This is a genomic window from Janthinobacterium pasteuri (assembly GCF_051380775.1).
In the GTDB taxonomy this organism is placed as follows: Bacteria; Pseudomonadota; Gammaproteobacteria; order Burkholderiales; family Burkholderiaceae_D; genus Janthinobacterium.
On sequence record NZ_JBNYXS010000022.1, the window covers coordinates 68359 to 83717 of the forward strand.

The following is a 15359-nucleotide window of genomic DNA, read 5'->3' on the forward strand; positions in this document are numbered from 1 at the left end:
CAGGCGTGCCCGCTTGCCAATGTTCAGCCCACCGGTGGCACCTCGTCTGCCGTGTAGTCGACATAGTCGTTGCGGCGGCAAAAACTGAGCAGTTCCATGCCGGCCTGGTGCGCGTCAATTTGTCGGTTTCTGCCGCGATCTCACGGTGACCATGGGCATGCTGCGGCAAATGTATGGTGTAGGCTATGATGGCGTCAGCAAGACTGACAGGCTGCCGAATTTTTCCACGCCGCTGTCGTCGGCGATCTATTTCGTGCCCAGCATCGATGCCTTGCTGGCAGTGGCTATTTCACCGGCCGATTCTGGTGAAGGGCCGCCACGGCGGCTCCCGGTCCTGTCCCTATTTTTTACTTCACAAGGAGTTTTCCATGCGTATTCGTCCCGCCACATTGCTGTCCGCCCTGATCTTCGGCAGCGTCGTCTTCAGCGCTTCCGCTTCCGCCGTCGGCCTGGGTTTCCTGGCTGATACGCCGATGGCCTACCTGAACAAGAACGACAAGCCCGTGTTTGTGAAAGCCGTCACCGACGTGCTCAATGACAAGAAGGATGGCGAAACTGTGCGATGGAGCAATGAAGGCTTGCGCAATTCCGTGCGCATCGCCGCCGAGATCACTGCCAGCGAGACGGAAAAGACGGATGCGCAAACCTGCCGCACGGTGCAGGTTGGCTTGAGCGCCAAGGGCCAGGAACAGACCCTGAAGCTGAAAGTGTGCAAGGCTGGCACGGCTGCGTGGAAAGTGGCAAAGAGCTGATAGTCCGTGCTTGTCCTTGCCGGCTCTGCGCCGGCAAGGCGACGACTTTCTCATAAGTAAGTGTTGCAGCGGTTAGAATCACGCTTTACCCTCACTTTTATCATCTGCATGCAGCAAAGTCGCCTCCTGTTCTTCCGCCTGGTCGGCCAGTTTCGCCGCTATGGCGCCATCGTTGCCGCCACTTTGCTGGCCGTGGGCGTGGCGTCCGCCACCGATGTGTTGTTAATCCGCCAGTTGCAGAACGTCGTCGACGCCATGCGCTCGACGGCCAGCGCACAGATCGCGCCCGCGTCCGGCGTGATGGGCATGCTGCAGGGCTGGGTCGACCGTTTCCTGCCGGCACAGGCCGGACAGGTGGACTTATGGGTCATCCCCGCCACCATCCTGGGCCTGGCCGTGCTGCGCATGGTGTCCAGTTTTGCCGGCGATTACGGTTCCGTATGGCTATCGAGCCGGGTGCAGGCCGACCTGCGCGAAAAGATGTTCGCCACCATCATGCGTCTGCCCAGCCGCTTTTTCGATACCACCACCACCAGTCTGACGCAGTCGCGCGTGGCCTTCGACGCCAGCCAGGTGTCGCAGGCGGGCTTGAACGTGCTCAATGTGATGGTGCGCGATTCCGTCGCCACCATCGGCTACCTGATCCTGTTGTTCAGCATCGATGTGAAACTGGCCCTGTTCTGCATGGCGTCGATGCCCATCGTGGCCATCGTCGTGACCCTGGCGGGACGCCGCATGCGCCACTTGAGCAAGAGTTCGCAGCAAGCCGTGGGCGAGTTGACTTCCGTGCTGGACGAAAGCATCGCCGGCCAGCGCGTGGTGAAAATTTTCGGCGGACAAGATTATGAACAGGCGCGTTTCGTCGACGTCGTCAAGCGCAACCGCCAGCTGGCCGTCAAGCATGCAGCCACCTCGGCCATGAATTCCGGCTTCATCATGATGCTCGTCGGCATTACCCTGTCGTCCGTGATTTACTTTGCCATGCTGCGCGCGCAAAGCGGCGCCATCACGCCGGGCGCCTTCGTCGCCTTCATGGGTGCGCTGATGGCGATGCAGTCGCCGATCAAGAATTTGACCAAGATCAATGAGCCGCTGCAACGGGGCCTGGCGGCGGCCGAATCCGTCTTCGGGCTGATCGACACGCCGCTGGAGCCGGACCCTGGCAGCATCGCGCCGGCGGCAGTGCAGGGCAACCTGTCCCTGCAAAACGTCCACTTCCGCTACAACAGCGACGATCCCGATGCGCCCACGGCCTTGAGCGATATCACGCTCGACATCCGCGCCGGCGAAACGGTGGCCCTGGTGGGCGGTTCGGGCGGCGGCAAGACCACCTTGCTGGGCTTGCTGCCGCGCTTCTACGACGTCAGCGGCGGCCAGATCCTGCTCGACGGCGTCGACCTGCGCGACTACGCCCTGCTGGCCCTGCGGCGCCAGTTCGCCCTCGTCAGCCAGGATGTGATTCTGTTTAACGACACGATGGCGGCGAATATCGCGTATGGCGACCCGGCCCCGGACATGGCGCGCATCGAAGCGTCGGCGCGCGCCGCCTACGCCCACGAATTCATCATGCAGTTGCCGCAAGGCTACGCAACGCAGGCGGGGCAGAATGGTTCGCGCCTGTCGGGCGGGCAACGCCAGCGCCTGGCCATCGCGCGCGCCCTGTACAAGGACGCGCCGATTCTGCTGCTGGACGAAGCCACCAGCGCGCTGGACACGGAATCGGAGCGACAGGTGCAGGCGGCGCTGGAAGTGCTGATGCGCAAGCGCACCACCATCGTCATCGCCCACCGGTTATCCACCATCGAAAGCGCCGACCGCATCGTCGTCATGCAGGGAGGGCGCCTGGTGGAGTCTGGCAGCCATGCCGCCTTGCTGCAACAGGGCGGCGCGTATGCGCGCCTGCACGCAAGCCAGTTGTCGCCCGTCAAGGATGGCGCGGCTTAGAGCCTATGCCAGTAGGGAGCGTCTTCTGCTGGCAGAACATCAGGAGCGCGAACAAGGCGTGAGGAGGACGCGTGGCGAGCCACGCTACGACGATCAACACAGTCCCCGCTTCTGAGGGTCGCCAGCAGGGGATGTATTCATCTACTGGGGTAGGCTCTTAGAACACGTGAATTTCCTGTAATACCAGTCTGACGCCCGGCGCCGCGTGCTCCACGCGAAACGTGGCGGTCAGATCGGACCAAACGCCATTCAGTGGCAGGGAATGGCGCGCTTCGGCAAGCGCGGCGCCGCCGTCCTGGCCAGTCGGGCGCTCGACGCAGCGCTCCTGTGGCGCGCCGCTGGCCAGCGTTGCCGGCGTAACGCGATACACGCTGCCGTCCGCATACGGCTCCGGCGAACCATACCCTTCGATCACGGCGCGCAGCAGCGCCGACGTCCAGCCGTAATACGCGTCATGCGCCGTGCGCGCATGGGCGCACGCGTAATCGCCGCGCGCCAGGTCGGCGATCCAGGCATCGATGATGGCCAGTATATGGGAGTCGCTGGGGGCGGCGGGCAAGTGCATGGATTTCTTTCGTGACAGGGGAAAACGTTGCTTTCCATTATGATGGCAGCCGCACAATAACATTGCAACGGAACACAATGCACACACAACAGACGATGCGCTGGCTGCTAGCTGCCGCGCTGGGCATGGGCGCAGCCTTGCCCGTGGCGGCACAGGAACAGCCCGCAGCGCCAACGCCAACCCCAGCACCAACGCTACAGGAGGAAGACCACACCATGTATTTGGATATCAATTTTATGCCCAGCAACCAACGTCGCGCCGCGTATGCGCTGCGCACGCCGCCCGAGCGCGACGAGGCGCTGGGCGCCTGGCATGTGCGGCTCGAATTTCCCGACACGCCGGGCGTGCTGGCTTTTGAAACCTATACCACGGACCTCGACTTGAGCAAGGTCAGGTTCGTGCGTTTTCGCAAGCATTACTACGAGAATGGCCAGCTGCTGCGCGAAACCTACTTCAATGCCCAGGGCGAGGAGCTGCTGGGCGGCTGCGTGTACTTCGAGAATGGCCAGGTCCAGCAGCGGGTGACCGCCTTGCCGAACGGGCGCGACAGCATTTCGGAAACGTATCACGAGAATGGCCAGCTGGCGTACAAGACGCTGTATCACGATGACGAGATGGCCGATGGCGAGCAAGTGTCGTATGCCGCGAACGGGGCCGTCAGCCACCGCTCGTATCAACGCAATGGCAAGATGGATGGCGTGCAGGAATCGTTTTATGACGATGGCAAGCTGTTCCAACGGGGACAGTTTGTGAATGGCAAGCGCGAGGGCGAGTTTGTCACGTATGCCCAGGATGGCAGCGTGCTGGCCAGGACCGTGTGGGTGCACGACCAGCCCGACGGCTGGTCGTTTGAAAGCCATGGCAATGGCGTCATGTCGAACAAGTCGCTGTACCGGAAAGGTGCCGTGCTCAGCTTGCAAACGTGGGGTCCGAACGGCCGCCCGATCTTTGCTTGGCAGAAAGATGCGCAGGGGCGCGACCACGGCGATACGACGGATTGGCATGCCAACGGCGTGCGCGCCAGCGTGACGCCGTTTGTCAAAGGCCAGCGCCACGGCTTGCTGCAAACCTGGTACAGCGATGGCAGCCTGCGCCAGATCGTGCCGTATGAGCACGGCAAGAAGCACGGCATCGAGCGCCAGTGGGACAAGGCCGGCAAGCTGGTGCTGGAGCAGGCTTGGCAGGATGGACAGCCTGTAGCGAAATAGGGGGATCAGCATGCGGTATGGACAGACCATGCGGACCATGCGCCTGGCGCTGCTGGCTGTGCTCATGACGGCCCTGCCGCTGGCGGCGCAGAAGCAGACACAGGAGTAACAGCAGGCTGCGGCACAGTGGCAGCAGCAAGCGCCAGGCCAGGTTCGTCCACCTGGCCGATGGTGAGTACGTGTCATACGTGCCGAATGGCAAGATGAGCAGCCATGCCTTCTTGAAAGGCGGCAAGATGCATGGCTTGCCGGAAGTGTTTTACGCCGATGACAAGCAGGATGGCGAGTTCCTCACCCTGGCCGAGGATGGCAAGGTGCTCGCGCACAAGGTCTGGCTGGATGGCGAAGTCGATGGCTGGTCGTTTGAAAGCCATGACAATGGCCAGCGCCATGGCTTGCTGCAAGTCTGGGCCAGCGACGGCAGCCTGCTGCAGCTTGTGCCGTATGAGCATGGCAAGAAGCAGGGCATCGAGCGGCGCTGGGACGAGCTGGGCAAACAGGTATGGGAGAAGACATGGCAGGCCGGAGTGCCAGTGCCTGTCGGGCTATAGGCAGTAGAGGGCCACCCGCCTTTGCAGGTATCATGTACGGATTCCGGCCCGCCAGCAGGCGTGAAGCCGGCAGGATAACTGGAGGCAATGGTGGTGGAAGCGGAAGGTTCGGCGATGGCCAGGGCGCAAGGCATGGCCTTGCAAAACATGCGCGTCGTCATGCGCGCGGCGCAGCGGCACTCGGCGCAGATCGAGAAACAATGTGGCGTGTCGGGCGCGCAATTGTGGGTGATGCAGGAATTGCTGGAGCAGCCAGGCTTGCGCATGGGCGAGCTGGCCAGCAAGATATCCATCCACCAGACGACGGCCAGCAACCTGGTCGATGCGCTGGTGAAAAAAGCCTATGTGCGCAAGGCGCGCGACCAACCCGACCAGCGCGTGGTCACGTTGACCTTGACGGCGGAAGGCCAGGCCGTGATCGCCGGCGCGCCGCAACCGGCCCGCGGCTTGCTGCCCAGCGCGCTGGCCCAGCTGGACCCCGACAGCCTGGCGCACCTGAACCAGGGCTTGAACGCCTTGCTGGCCGTGGTCGCCCCCGATGACAGGCAGGCGGGCATGCAGCCGTTTCCTTTCACCATGTAATCCAGGGGCAAGCGTGTGGCTGGACCGCCCCGCTTGCCATTATCATCGGCGCTGTCGCACCGTTGATGAGAGTTCGCATTGAAGATAGTCATTCCCTTTTTGCTGGCCACCGTCCTGGCCGGTTCCTCGTCCATTCCCATGGCCAACGCATTTGCCCACGCCCTGGCTACCCCTGCCTTGCCTTCCGGGCAGTCGCCGGCCACCCTGCATTTCGACGCGGATTACCAGCCCGCCGCACCCGCTGCGGCCGTGTACGAGCAGCGCGCGCCGCTGCGCCATGATGCGGCCCGCCAGGCCTGGCATTGGCAGCTGCATTTCGCGCAGCCGCCAGGCAAGCTGCACATGGATGCCTGGCTGCTGGACGCCAACCTGGCGTCGCCCCGCTATGCCTACCAGCGCAGCGTGTATTTCGCCGATGGCCAGCTGGCCCTGCTGGAAGAGCGCAACGGGGAGGGCGATTTCGACGGCGTCAGCGTCGAATACCATGCGAATGGTGCGGTGAAGAGCCGCAAGGCTTACCGCGACGGCGAGTTTGAGGGCTTGCACAGCCATTATCATGCGAATGGCCAGCTGAGTCGTGAATTGCGGTACCAGGCGGGCCAGCCCGCCGATGGGCAATACCTGAGCTTTGATGCCCATGGCCAGGTGAGCAACCGCGCGCATTTTGCCGACGGCGTGCTGTCGGGCGAGGCGCAAGCATTTCATCCGAACGGCAGGCTGGCCGAGCAGGGGCCGTATCTGGAAGGCCAGCGCAACGGCCTGCACCAGACCTGGTGGCCGGACGGCCGTGAAAAGTCGCGCCTCAATTTCCTGCATGGAAAGCCGCAGGGCTGGTCGCTGCTATATTTCGCGAATGGCCAGCTGGAGCAGAAAAACCTGTTCGAGGATGGCGTCCTGCTGAGCACGCAGAGCTGGCGCGAGGATGGCACGCCGCTGCACGCCGTCGAGTATGTTGACGGTCGCAAGCACGGGCTGGAGCGCAGCTGGGGCGAGGGCGGCACGCGCACTCTTTGCGCATGGCAGCAGGGCCGCTTGCTGCGTCCCTGCAGTCATTTTTAGTTGGGTGGCGCCGGCAGCCGTTGCAGCTGCAACTGCGCCAGCGCCCCGTACAGCGGTTCGCTGAGCACGCGCGACACGGTGCTGGCCACCACGGCGCACGCCATCAGGCTCAGTACCATGCCGTGGCCGTCGACCATTTCCATGACAATGATGAAAGCTGTCAGCGGCGCTTGCGTGGCGGCGGCCAGGAAACCCACCATGCCCAGCGCGATCAGGGCGGGCGCGTGCGGGTAGTGCAGCAGCACGGCGATATCGTGGCCGATGCCAGCGCCGATGGCCAGAGAGGGCGCGAAGATGCCGGCCGGCACGCCCGACCAGACGGTCAGCCAGGTGGCTACATATTTGAAGGCAACAAAGGCGGGCGAGGCGTCGCTGGCGCCATCGAGCATGGCGCGCGTGGCCACGGTGCCGCTGCCGAAGGTGGCGCCATGGCTGGCGATGCCGATGGCTGCCACCAGCAGAGCGCAGACGGCGGCGAACAGCACGGGCCGGCCTTTTCTCCACGCGGACAATCTTCCCAGCGGATTGCCGCGGGCGGAGGCCAGCAGCAGCCGCGCAAACAGGCCGCCGGCCACGCCCGCGACCAGGGTCACGAGTAAACCCGGCAAGGCCAGCGCCAGGCCGATGGGGCCGGGGTGGATGATGCCGAAGTGGGTAGCGTTGCCGTGGATCGAGACGGCCATCATGCCGGCCAGCACGATGCCTGCCACGATCAGGCCGCTGTTGCGCTGCTCGGGCGAGCGCGAGAGTTCCTCGATGGCGAACATGACGCCTGCCAGCGGCGTATTGAAGGCGGCCGCGATGCCGGCCGCGCCGCCAGCTACCAGCAGTGAATGGGCGCTCACCTGCGAGTGACGGGGCAGCCAGCGGCGCGCGGCCAGCATCACGCCGGCGGCGATCTGCACGGACGGCCCTTCGCGCCCCAGTGACAATCCCCCCAGCAAGCCGCCCGCCGTCAGGACGATCTTCGCGGCGCTGAGTTTCAGGGAGACGAACAGCGAACGCTGCTCGGGCGCCACGGCCGGGTCCAGGGTGGCCATCACTTGCGGGATGCCGGAACCGGCCGCGCCCATGGCGTAGCGGCGCGTCAGCCAGACCAGCAGGGCGGCGCAGGCTGGTGTCCACAGCAGGGCGAACCACCAGGCTTTGCCGTTAAAAAAGAGAAACAGGTCCAGCGCTTCTGCCGCCAGCCACGTAAAGCCGACGACGACGAGGCCCGCGATGGCGGCCATGCCGACGACGACGGCGCGCGACCACCACAGGCGCGGGTTGGCAAATTCATGCTTGAAGGCAGAGGGGATGTCATGCAAGTGCTTCATTGCGGCAAGTCCAGGGTAGGGCGCGCAGGGCGTCGGGGAGACTTGCCATTATATCGATATATTTGCTCAAATGTATTTCATGCGCCTGACCCGTGGGCGGCTGGCAACAGAATACCTGCCTCGGCCATGAAATCGACAAGCGCCCGTACTTTCGGCGCCAGGTACGGCCCGGAAGGCCACAGCAGCCAGCAACTGTGGGCCCGATGATCGGTGATCGCATAGTCCGTCAGCACTTCGACCAGGCTGCCGTCGGCCAGCGCGCCGCGCACATGAAAGTCGGGCAGCCAGGCGATGCCCAGGCCTTGCCGGGCGAAGTGCAAGCGCGCTTCGATGTTGTTGCACACCATCGACACGGGCAAGTCCAGGGGCGCAGCGTCCGCCTCCTGGCGCAACTGCCACTGTTCGATCTTGCCGCTGTGGCGGAAGCGGTAGTGCAGGCAGGCATGTTGTTGCAGATCAGGAGGATGGCTGGGCGTGCCGTGGCGCGCCAGGTAGGCGGGCGAGGCCACGAGGCAGGAGCGGAACTGGCCCAGCTTGCGGGCGGCCAGGCGCGAATCGCGGGGTGCGCCGATGCGGATGACGGCGTCGAAGCCATCGCCGACGACGTCGGCCAGCGCGTCGGAAAAGTCCAGATCGAGCGCGATGGCGGGGTGCTGCCGGGAAAATTCGGCCAGCGCGGGCAGGAACAGGGCGCCCAGTTCCGGCAAGCCCAGGCGCAGACGGCCGCGCGGCACCCGATGGCCCGCCAGCTCCTCCTGGGCCGCCTGCATTTCTGCCAGGATGGTCTCGCTGCGCGCGAGGAAGAGCTTGCCCTCCGCTGTCAGGCTCAGCTGGCGGGTGCTGCGCTGGAACAGGCGCGCGCCCAGCCGTTGCTCCAGACGCGCCAGGCTCTTGCTGACGGCCGACGGCGAAATGCCGGCCTGGCGCGCGGCGGCAACAAAGCTGCCCGCCTGCGCCAGTTGCACGAACAGGGCCACGCCGGAAAGGTTGTCGACATCTTGGTTTTGCATGATTCATGACAGTTTGGTCAGGTGTGAAACGCATTGAAGCATATTTTTCTTTGTCGCGTGGCTGCTTACCATGGGCTTTTATCTGCAGGGGTAGGCAATGAAGATGATCGGTTTCAACAAGGGCAGCAGTGTGGACGAGCAAGGGAGCCTGTTCGACATGGAGGGGGCGATGCCCGTGCCCGGTCCGCGCGAGGTGCTGGTGCAAGTGCGCGCCGTGGGCGTCAATCCGCTCGACACCAAGGTGCGCGCGGGGCTTGTGAAAGTGCCGGAGCGTGTCGCGACCCTGGGCTGGGATGCGGCCGGCATCGTGCATGCTGTCGGCAGCGAGGTCACCCTGTTCGCGCCGGGACAGGCCGTGTATTACGCAGGCTCCTTCGACCGCGCGGGCGCGAACGCCGAATACCACCTGGTCGACGAGCGCATCGCCGCGCGCATGCCGGCGACCCTGGATTATGCGCAGGCGGCCAGCGTGCCATTGGCGGCGCTGACGGCGTGGCAACTGCTGTTCGAGCGCTTTGTCATCACGCCCGGCGACCGGCAGCCACGGGGCAGCCTGCTGGTGCTGGGCGGCGCGGGCGGCGTCGGTTCGCTGCTGATCCAGCTGGCGCGCCAGTTGACGGGGTTGACCGTGATCGCCACCGCCTCGCGCGGCGACAGCGCGGATTGGTGCGGGGCCATGGGCGCGCATCACGTGATCGACCATCGCCAGCCTTTGCCGGCGCAGGTGGCGGCATTGAACGTAGCGCCGGTACGCCACATCGCCGCCCTGTCGCACACGGCGCAGCATGTCGCGGAACTGCTGGAGCTGATCGCGCCGCATGGCAAGCTGGCCGTCATCGACGACCACGATGTATTTGATGCGGCGCCGCTGAAGGGCAAGAGCATTTCCCTGCACTGGGAAATGGTGTTTACGCGGCCGTTGTACGCCACCGGCGATATGCAGGAACAGCAGCGCATCCTGACCCGCGTGGCGGGCCTGCTGGACGAGGGCGTGCTGCGCCATACGCTGCGGCAGCGTTTGTCGCCGATGGATGCGGCCACCCTGCGGCGCGCGCATGCGCTGCTGGAGCGGGGCGGGCAGCCGGGCAAGATCGTCGTCAGCGCGGTGTAGCGCTTACACGAACAGTTCGTGCCGCGCGCTCTGGCTGATGGCGATGGTGGCCGGGTGGCTCAAACGCCGTTCCGTGGTGATCGCGTAGACTTGCTCGACCAGGCTGTCGACCCGGCCCAGCGCTACCACGGCGTACTGTTCGCACACCTGGGGCGCGATCACGGTGGGCGCGAAGAACAGGCCGGCGCCGGACTGGCCGAAGGCCTTCATCATGGCGCTGTCGTCGAACTCGCCGACGATGCGCGGGTGCAGATGGTGATCCCCCAGCCACTGCAGCAAGCGCCCGTAAATGGCGAAGTCTTCACCGGGCAGCAGCAGCGGCGCGCCATCCAGGCATTGCGGGAAGCCTCCGGTCAACGTGGCGGCCAGGGTTGGCGTGCCGAACAGTGTCATGCCGCTTTCGCCCAGCAAATGGTTAAAACCGCGCACGCTCAAATGGGCCGGCATGGGGCGGTCCGCCATGATCAGGTCCAGCCGGTGCACGGCCAGGTCCGCCAGCAGGCTGGCCAGCCGCCCTTCGCGGCAAATGATGCGCAGCGGTTCGGCCAGGCCCAGCGCGGGCGCGACCAGGCGGCAAGCGATCAGTTTCGAGACGGAATCGGCGCAGCCCACGCGGAACGTGGTCGTTGCCGTGCGCGACTGGTCGCGCACGATTTCCAGCAATGCATCGCCCGTGTTGAAAATGCTTTCGGCATGGCTGAGGATGCGCCTGCCCGTGTCCGTCAATTCCAGCTGGCGCCCGCTGCGGCGGAACAATTCCACGCCCAGCGTGTCGGCAAACTCGCTGAGCTGCCCGGAAATCGATTGCGGCGTCAGGTGCAGTTGCTCGGCCGCGCGCGCGATGCTGCCCGTCTTGGCCACCATCCAGAAATAGCGCAAGTGCTTGAAGTTAAGTGTCGACATGATCTTCCCGGAAATTAATGCATCGAATTTTCCGATGTATTTGTAAATTATATTCGATTTGTTCGATGTTTATATTCGGACTATGATGGCTGCTCAATTCATGCAAGGAGAGTGCCATGGGCATCAGGATACACACAGACAGTTGCGGAGGCCGCCGATGAACGGCCTGGAAAGCATTGCGACGGCACCCATGTGGGCCGGCTTCATCGCCTTTGTCCTGGTGATGCTGGCGCTGGACCTGTTCGTCTTCGGCGGCAACAAGGCGCACAAGGTGGGCGTCAAGGAAGCGGCGACGTGGTCGCTCGTGTGGGTCAGCCTGGCCCTGCTGTTCAACGGTGGCCTGTGGTGGTATCTGAACGGCACGGCCGGTCCCGAGATCGCCAACCAGAAGGCGCTGGAATTTTTCTCCGGCTACCTGATCGAGAAAGCGCTGTCGGTCGATAACGTGTTCGTCTTCCTGTTGATCTTCAGCGCCTTCCAGGTGCCGATCCAGTACCAGCGCCGCGTGTTGATTTATGGCGTGCTGGGCGCGATCGTCATGCGTGCCGTGATGATCATGGCCGGTGCCTGGGTGGTAAGCGAGTTCAGCTGGGTCCTGTATCTGTTTGGCGCCTTCCTGTTAATCACCGGCATGCGCATGCTGGTAGCGGCCGATGCGGAACCGGACGTGGCGAACAATCCCGTGCTGCGCTTTGCCCGCCGCCACTTGCGGGTAGCAGACGGCGACCATGGCGAGCGTTTCTTCGTGACAAAAGGTGGCTTGCGCTATGTCACGCCGCTGTTCCTGGTGCTGATCCTGATCGAGGTGACGGACCTGGTGTTCGCGGTCGATTCGATCCCGGCGATCTTCGCCATCACGACGGACCCGTTCATCGTCTTCACGTCGAACCTGTTCGCCATCATGGGCTTGCGTGCCCTGTACTTCCTGCTGGTGGATGTGGCTGACCGCTTCCACATGCTCAAGTATGGCCTGGCGATGGTGCTGGTGTTCATCGGCGCCAAGATGCTGATCATGCCGTGGTACCACATGCCGGTGGAAGCTTCGTTGCTGGTGGTGGCCGTGCTGATCGTATCGAGCTGCGTGGCGAGCGTGTTCATCACCCGCAGCGACAAGAAATAAACAGCGAATTTAACAGCGATATGGCGCGCCCCGCATGGCGGTGGCGCGCTGTTTAAACTCACAATGGAAGAGAAACTATGCGTACCTATGAAATGAACAGTCCCCAGGCAGCGGGACGTATTTTGGCCCTGATGATGGTAGTCGACGGCAACCTGGCCAGCGCCGAGCTGCAAGCCATGCACCGCAGCAAGATTCTCGAGCATATCGACCTGGCGCCAGCCGCTTTTCAACAGCTGCTGCAAGACTTGTGCGACGACATGCTGACGTCGACCGTGCATGGCGCCGTGCAGCTGGCCAATGGCGTGATCGACAGCCTGCTCGATGAAATCGATGACCCGGATCTGCGCCGCAAGCTGCTGCAAGCCATGTGGAAGATCGCCGATGCGGACGACTGGCTGGCCGATGGCGAAGCCGTGTTGCTGGCCCGTGCCAGCGCGGCATGGTCGGCGGAAACGAACTTCCGCGCACATGCCGCCTGAGGCACATCAAACCGCCTTGTGCCCCATGGCAATGACGGCGGCGCCGGCCAGGGCCAGGCCCACGCCGGCGATGTCGGTCCAGGCGGGCGTGACGCCGTCCACCAGCCACAGCCATCCCAGGGCCGTGGCGATATAGATGGCGCCATACGTGGCATACACCCGGCCGCTGGCGGCTGGATGCAGGGTCAGCAGCCACACGAAGATCAAGAGGCTGATGGCGGCCGGCAACAGCAGCCAGGCGCTACCCTTGTTGCTGAGCCACAGCATGGGCAGGTAGCAGCCCAGCAGTTCAGCCACGGCCGTGACGGTAAACAGCCCGAAAGTGCGGGCAAGACTGGTCCATTCGATGGCGTCGCTCATGGCATTCCTGTGATGTGCTCAAGGCGCCATTGTAGCCTCCGGGCGGCGCCGTCCCTGCTATGATCGGGTTCGGATACCGGAGGAAACACCATGACGACGACCCCAGCGCCGCGCGACTTGCTGCAAGCCATGTTTCAGGCCGCCATCGAAGCGGCGCAGCCGTCGCATTGCATACCGCCCCATCTGCCGCCCGCGCCCAAGGGGCGCCTGATCGTCATCGGCGCCGGCAAGGCGTCGGCCGCCATGGCGCAAGCCGTGGAACGGCACTGGCCGGGGCCGCTGTCCGGGCTGGTCGTCACGCGCTACGGTTACGCTGTGCCGTGCGAGCGCATCGAAATCGTCGAAGCCTCGCACCCCGTGCCTGACGCTGCCGGCATGCAGGCAGCGCAGCGCATGCTGGACCTGGTCGCCAACTTGCAGGCTGACGATACCGTGCTGTGTCTGATTTCGGGCGGCGGCTCTTCCCTGCTGGCTTTGCCGCTGGAGGGCATCAGCCTGGAAGACAAGCAAGCCTTGAACCGCGCATTGCTGGCCTCGGGTGCCACCATCGGCGAAATGAATTGCGTGCGCCGCCATTTGTCTGCCATCAAGGGAGGCCGGCTGGCGGCCGCCTGCCATCCGGCGCAAGTCGTCACTTTGGCCATTTCCGACGTGCCCGGCGACAAGCTCGGCGATATCGCTTCCGGCCCCACGGTGGGCGACGCCACCACCTGCGAGGATGCGCTGGCCATCGTGCGCCGCTATGGCATGGATTTGCCGGACAGCGTACGCGCGGCGCTGGAAAGCGGGCGCGGCGAATCGGTCAAGCCTGATGACCCGCGCCTGGCGCGCACGCGCACGACCCTGATCGCTACGCCGCAGATGGCCCTGGAAGCAGCGGCGGCTGTGGCGCGCGCGGCCGGTGTCACGCCATATATATTAGGTGACAGCCTGGAAGGCGAGGCGCGCGACGTGGGGAAAGTCATGGCCGGCATCGCGCTGCAAACGGCTTTGCGGGGTCAGCCGTTTCCCGCCCCGTGCGTGCTGCTGTCGGGCGGCGAAACGACGGTCACCGTGCGCGGCAAAGGCCGCGGCGGGCGCAATGTAGAATTTTTGCTGGCGCTGGGCATCGCGCTGGAAGGCCAGCAAGGCATCCACGCGCTGGCCGGCGACACGGATGGCGTCGACGGCCAGGAAGACATCGCCGGCGCGGTCCTGGCGCCGGACACCCTGCAGCGCGCCTGGGCGCTGGGCATCAAGCCGCGCGACAGCCTCGACAATAACGATGGTCACGGCTTCTTCCAGGCGCTGGGAGACAGTGTGATCACGGGCCCGACCTTGACGAACGTCAATGATTTTCGGGCCATCTTGATTACCTGATTACTGGAAATTTTCCAGCACTATTTTCCCTTTTGCCGTGTTGCTTTCCAATAAGGCATGCGCGCGCTTCAAATTCGCCGCATTGATCGTGCCGAAGCGCTCGGCCAGGGTGGTCTTGATGACGCCCGCGTCCACCAGTTGCGCCAGTTCTTCCAGCAAAGCGTGCTGCTGGAGCATGTCGGCCGTCTGGAACAGTGAGCGGGTAAACATCAGTTCCCAGTGCAGCGATACGCTCTTGCCCTTGAACTTGCGCACGTCGATATGCTCGGGGTCGTCGATCAGGGCGAACTTGCCTTGCGGCGCGATCAATTCCACGATCTGGTCGAAATGCTTGTCGGTCTGGTTCAGGCTGATCACATAATCGACGGGCGGCAAGCCCAGGCGCGTGATTTCCTCCGCCAGCGGCAAGCCGTGGTCGATCACGTGGTGGGCGCCCAGTTCCCTGACCCAGTCGGCCGTTTCCGTGCGCGATGCCGTGCCGATGATGGTGACGCCCGTCAACTGCCGCGCCAGCTGCACCAGTACGGAGCCGACACCGCCCGCCGCGCCGATCACCAGCAGCGACTTGCCGGTGAGACTCTTGTCGCGGCTGATCTGCAGGCGGTCGAACAGCAATTCCCAGGCCGTAATCGCCGTGAGGGGCAGGGCGGCAGCGGGAGCAAAGTCCAGGCTGGCCGGCATGTGGCCGACGATGCGCTCGTCGACCAGCTGGAATTCGCTGTTGCTGCCGGGGCGGTTGATGGCGCCCGCGTACCAGACCTTGTCGCCCACCTGGAACAGGGTGACGTCGGGGCCGACGGCGACGACGACGCCTGCTGCATCCCAGCCCAGCACTTCCGGCTGGCCGTCCTTGGGGGCGCGGTTCTTGCGCACCTTGGCGTCGACGGGGTTGACGGAGATAGCCTTCACGGCGACGAGAAGGTCGCGCCCCGTGGCGACGGGCGTGGGCAGTTCGATGTCGAGCAGGGCGAGCGCATCCGTGATGGGCAGGCTGTGGTGGTAGGCGATGGCTTTCATATGCTTCCTCGTTGAGTGGA

16 protein-coding genes and 1 pseudogene are annotated in these 15359 nt (G+C 64.3%); 11 read left to right on the top strand and 6 right to left on the bottom strand.

All coding sequences use genetic code 11. The features are described from left to right. Nucleotides 1–130: 130 nt before the first annotated feature. The 3 genes and pseudogenes from ACQ4WN_RS20385 to msbA all read left to right on the top strand — a co-directional run. Nucleotides 131–466 (top strand): annotated as a pseudogene (locus ACQ4WN_RS20385) (hypothetical protein); the annotation flags it as partial. Further along, nucleotides 369–752 (top strand): hypothetical protein, encoded by a 384-nt coding sequence (locus tag ACQ4WN_RS20390; RefSeq protein ID WP_436553149.1) that lies wholly within the window; start codon nt 369–371, stop codon nt 750–752. The pseudogene ACQ4WN_RS20385 and the gene ACQ4WN_RS20390, both read left to right, overlap by 98 nt. A 108-nt stretch (nt 753–860) precedes the next feature. Beyond that, nucleotides 861–2696 (top strand): lipid A export permease/ATP-binding protein MsbA, encoded by a 1836-nt coding sequence (msbA, locus tag ACQ4WN_RS20395; RefSeq protein WP_436553150.1) that lies wholly within the window; start codon nt 861–863, stop codon nt 2694–2696. A 157-nt stretch (nt 2697–2853) separates the two neighbouring features. Here msbA and ACQ4WN_RS20400 read toward each other — a convergent pair whose 3' ends face one another. Beyond that, entirely contained in the window at nt 2854–3261 is a 408-nt protein-coding gene (locus tag ACQ4WN_RS20400; RefSeq protein WP_436553151.1) for a hypothetical protein, read from the bottom strand. Between the two features lie 77 nt (nt 3262–3338). Here ACQ4WN_RS20400 and ACQ4WN_RS20405 point away from each other — a divergent pair, with 77 nt between their 5' ends. The 4 genes from ACQ4WN_RS20405 to ACQ4WN_RS20420 all read left to right on the top strand — a co-directional run bounded on the left by ACQ4WN_RS20405 (nt 3339) and on the right by ACQ4WN_RS20420 (nt 6661). Continuing rightward, nucleotides 3339–4469: a toxin-antitoxin system YwqK family antitoxin gene (locus ACQ4WN_RS20405; protein ID WP_436553152.1), complete on the top strand. Its 1131-nt coding sequence runs from the start codon at nt 3339–3341 to the stop codon at nt 4467–4469. A 179-nt stretch (nt 4470–4648) separates the two neighbouring features. Then, entirely contained in the window at nt 4649–5020 is a 372-nt protein-coding gene (locus ACQ4WN_RS20410; protein ID WP_436553153.1) for a toxin-antitoxin system YwqK family antitoxin, read from the top strand. Between the two features lie 87 nt (nt 5021–5107). After that, nucleotides 5108–5602 (top strand): MarR family winged helix-turn-helix transcriptional regulator, encoded by a 495-nt coding sequence (locus ACQ4WN_RS20415; protein WP_436553154.1) that lies wholly within the window; start codon nt 5108–5110, stop codon nt 5600–5602. A gap of 78 nt (nt 5603–5680) precedes the next feature. After that, nucleotides 5681–6661: a toxin-antitoxin system YwqK family antitoxin gene (locus ACQ4WN_RS20420; protein ID WP_436553155.1), complete on the top strand. Its 981-nt coding sequence runs from the start codon at nt 5681–5683 to the stop codon at nt 6659–6661. On the opposite strand, the gene ACQ4WN_RS20425 is transcribed toward ACQ4WN_RS20420, so the two are convergent. Further along, on the bottom strand, nt 6658–7980 hold the full coding sequence (locus tag ACQ4WN_RS20425) for a chloride channel protein (protein ID WP_436553156.1): 1323 nt from the start codon (nt 7978–7980) through the stop codon (nt 6658–6660). The two genes, ACQ4WN_RS20420 and ACQ4WN_RS20425, sit on opposite strands and share 4 nt — an antisense overlap. Nucleotides 7981–8057: 77 nt before the next feature. Then, on the bottom strand, nt 8058–8990 hold the full coding sequence (locus ACQ4WN_RS20430; protein WP_436553157.1) for a LysR family transcriptional regulator: 933 nt from the start codon (nt 8988–8990) through the stop codon (nt 8058–8060). 97 nt (nt 8991–9087) lie between these two features. Between ACQ4WN_RS20430 and ACQ4WN_RS20435 the strand changes: the two genes are divergently transcribed. Continuing rightward, on the top strand, nt 9088–10101 hold the full coding sequence (locus tag ACQ4WN_RS20435; protein ID WP_436553158.1) for a zinc-binding alcohol dehydrogenase family protein: 1014 nt from the start codon (nt 9088–9090) through the stop codon (nt 10099–10101). A gap of 3 nt (nt 10102–10104) precedes the next feature. Here the strand turns inward: ACQ4WN_RS20435 and nhaR are convergent, their stop codons facing one another. Then, on the bottom strand, nt 10105–11004 hold the full coding sequence (nhaR, locus tag ACQ4WN_RS20440) for a transcriptional activator NhaR (protein WP_436553159.1): 900 nt from the start codon (nt 11002–11004) through the stop codon (nt 10105–10107). Between the two features lie 157 nt (nt 11005–11161). On the opposite strand from nhaR, the gene ACQ4WN_RS20445 reads away from it, so the two are divergent. Beyond that, nucleotides 11162–12124 (top strand): TerC family protein, encoded by a 963-nt coding sequence (locus ACQ4WN_RS20445; RefSeq protein ID WP_436553160.1) that lies wholly within the window; start codon nt 11162–11164, stop codon nt 12122–12124. A gap of 77 nt (nt 12125–12201) precedes the next feature. Continuing rightward, complete coding sequence (locus tag ACQ4WN_RS20450) at nt 12202–12603, top strand: tellurite resistance TerB family protein (protein WP_353658185.1); 402 nt, start codon at nt 12202–12204, stop codon at nt 12601–12603. Between the two features lie 6 nt (nt 12604–12609). On the opposite strand, the gene ACQ4WN_RS20455 is transcribed toward ACQ4WN_RS20450, so the two are convergent. Further along, nucleotides 12610–12963, bottom strand: coding sequence for a YnfA family protein (locus ACQ4WN_RS20455; RefSeq protein ID WP_436553161.1), 354 nt, complete (start codon nt 12961–12963; stop codon nt 12610–12612). A gap of 90 nt (nt 12964–13053) precedes the next feature. On the opposite strand from ACQ4WN_RS20455, the gene ACQ4WN_RS20460 reads away from it, so the two are divergent. Beyond that, nucleotides 13054–14322, top strand: coding sequence for a glycerate kinase type-2 family protein (locus ACQ4WN_RS20460; protein ID WP_436553162.1), 1269 nt, complete (start codon nt 13054–13056; stop codon nt 14320–14322). Here ACQ4WN_RS20460 and ACQ4WN_RS20465 read toward each other — a convergent pair whose 3' ends face one another. Continuing rightward, entirely contained in the window at nt 14323–15339 is a 1017-nt protein-coding gene (locus ACQ4WN_RS20465; RefSeq protein ID WP_436553163.1) for a zinc-binding alcohol dehydrogenase family protein, read from the bottom strand. Between the last annotated feature and the right edge of the window lie 20 nt (nt 15340–15359).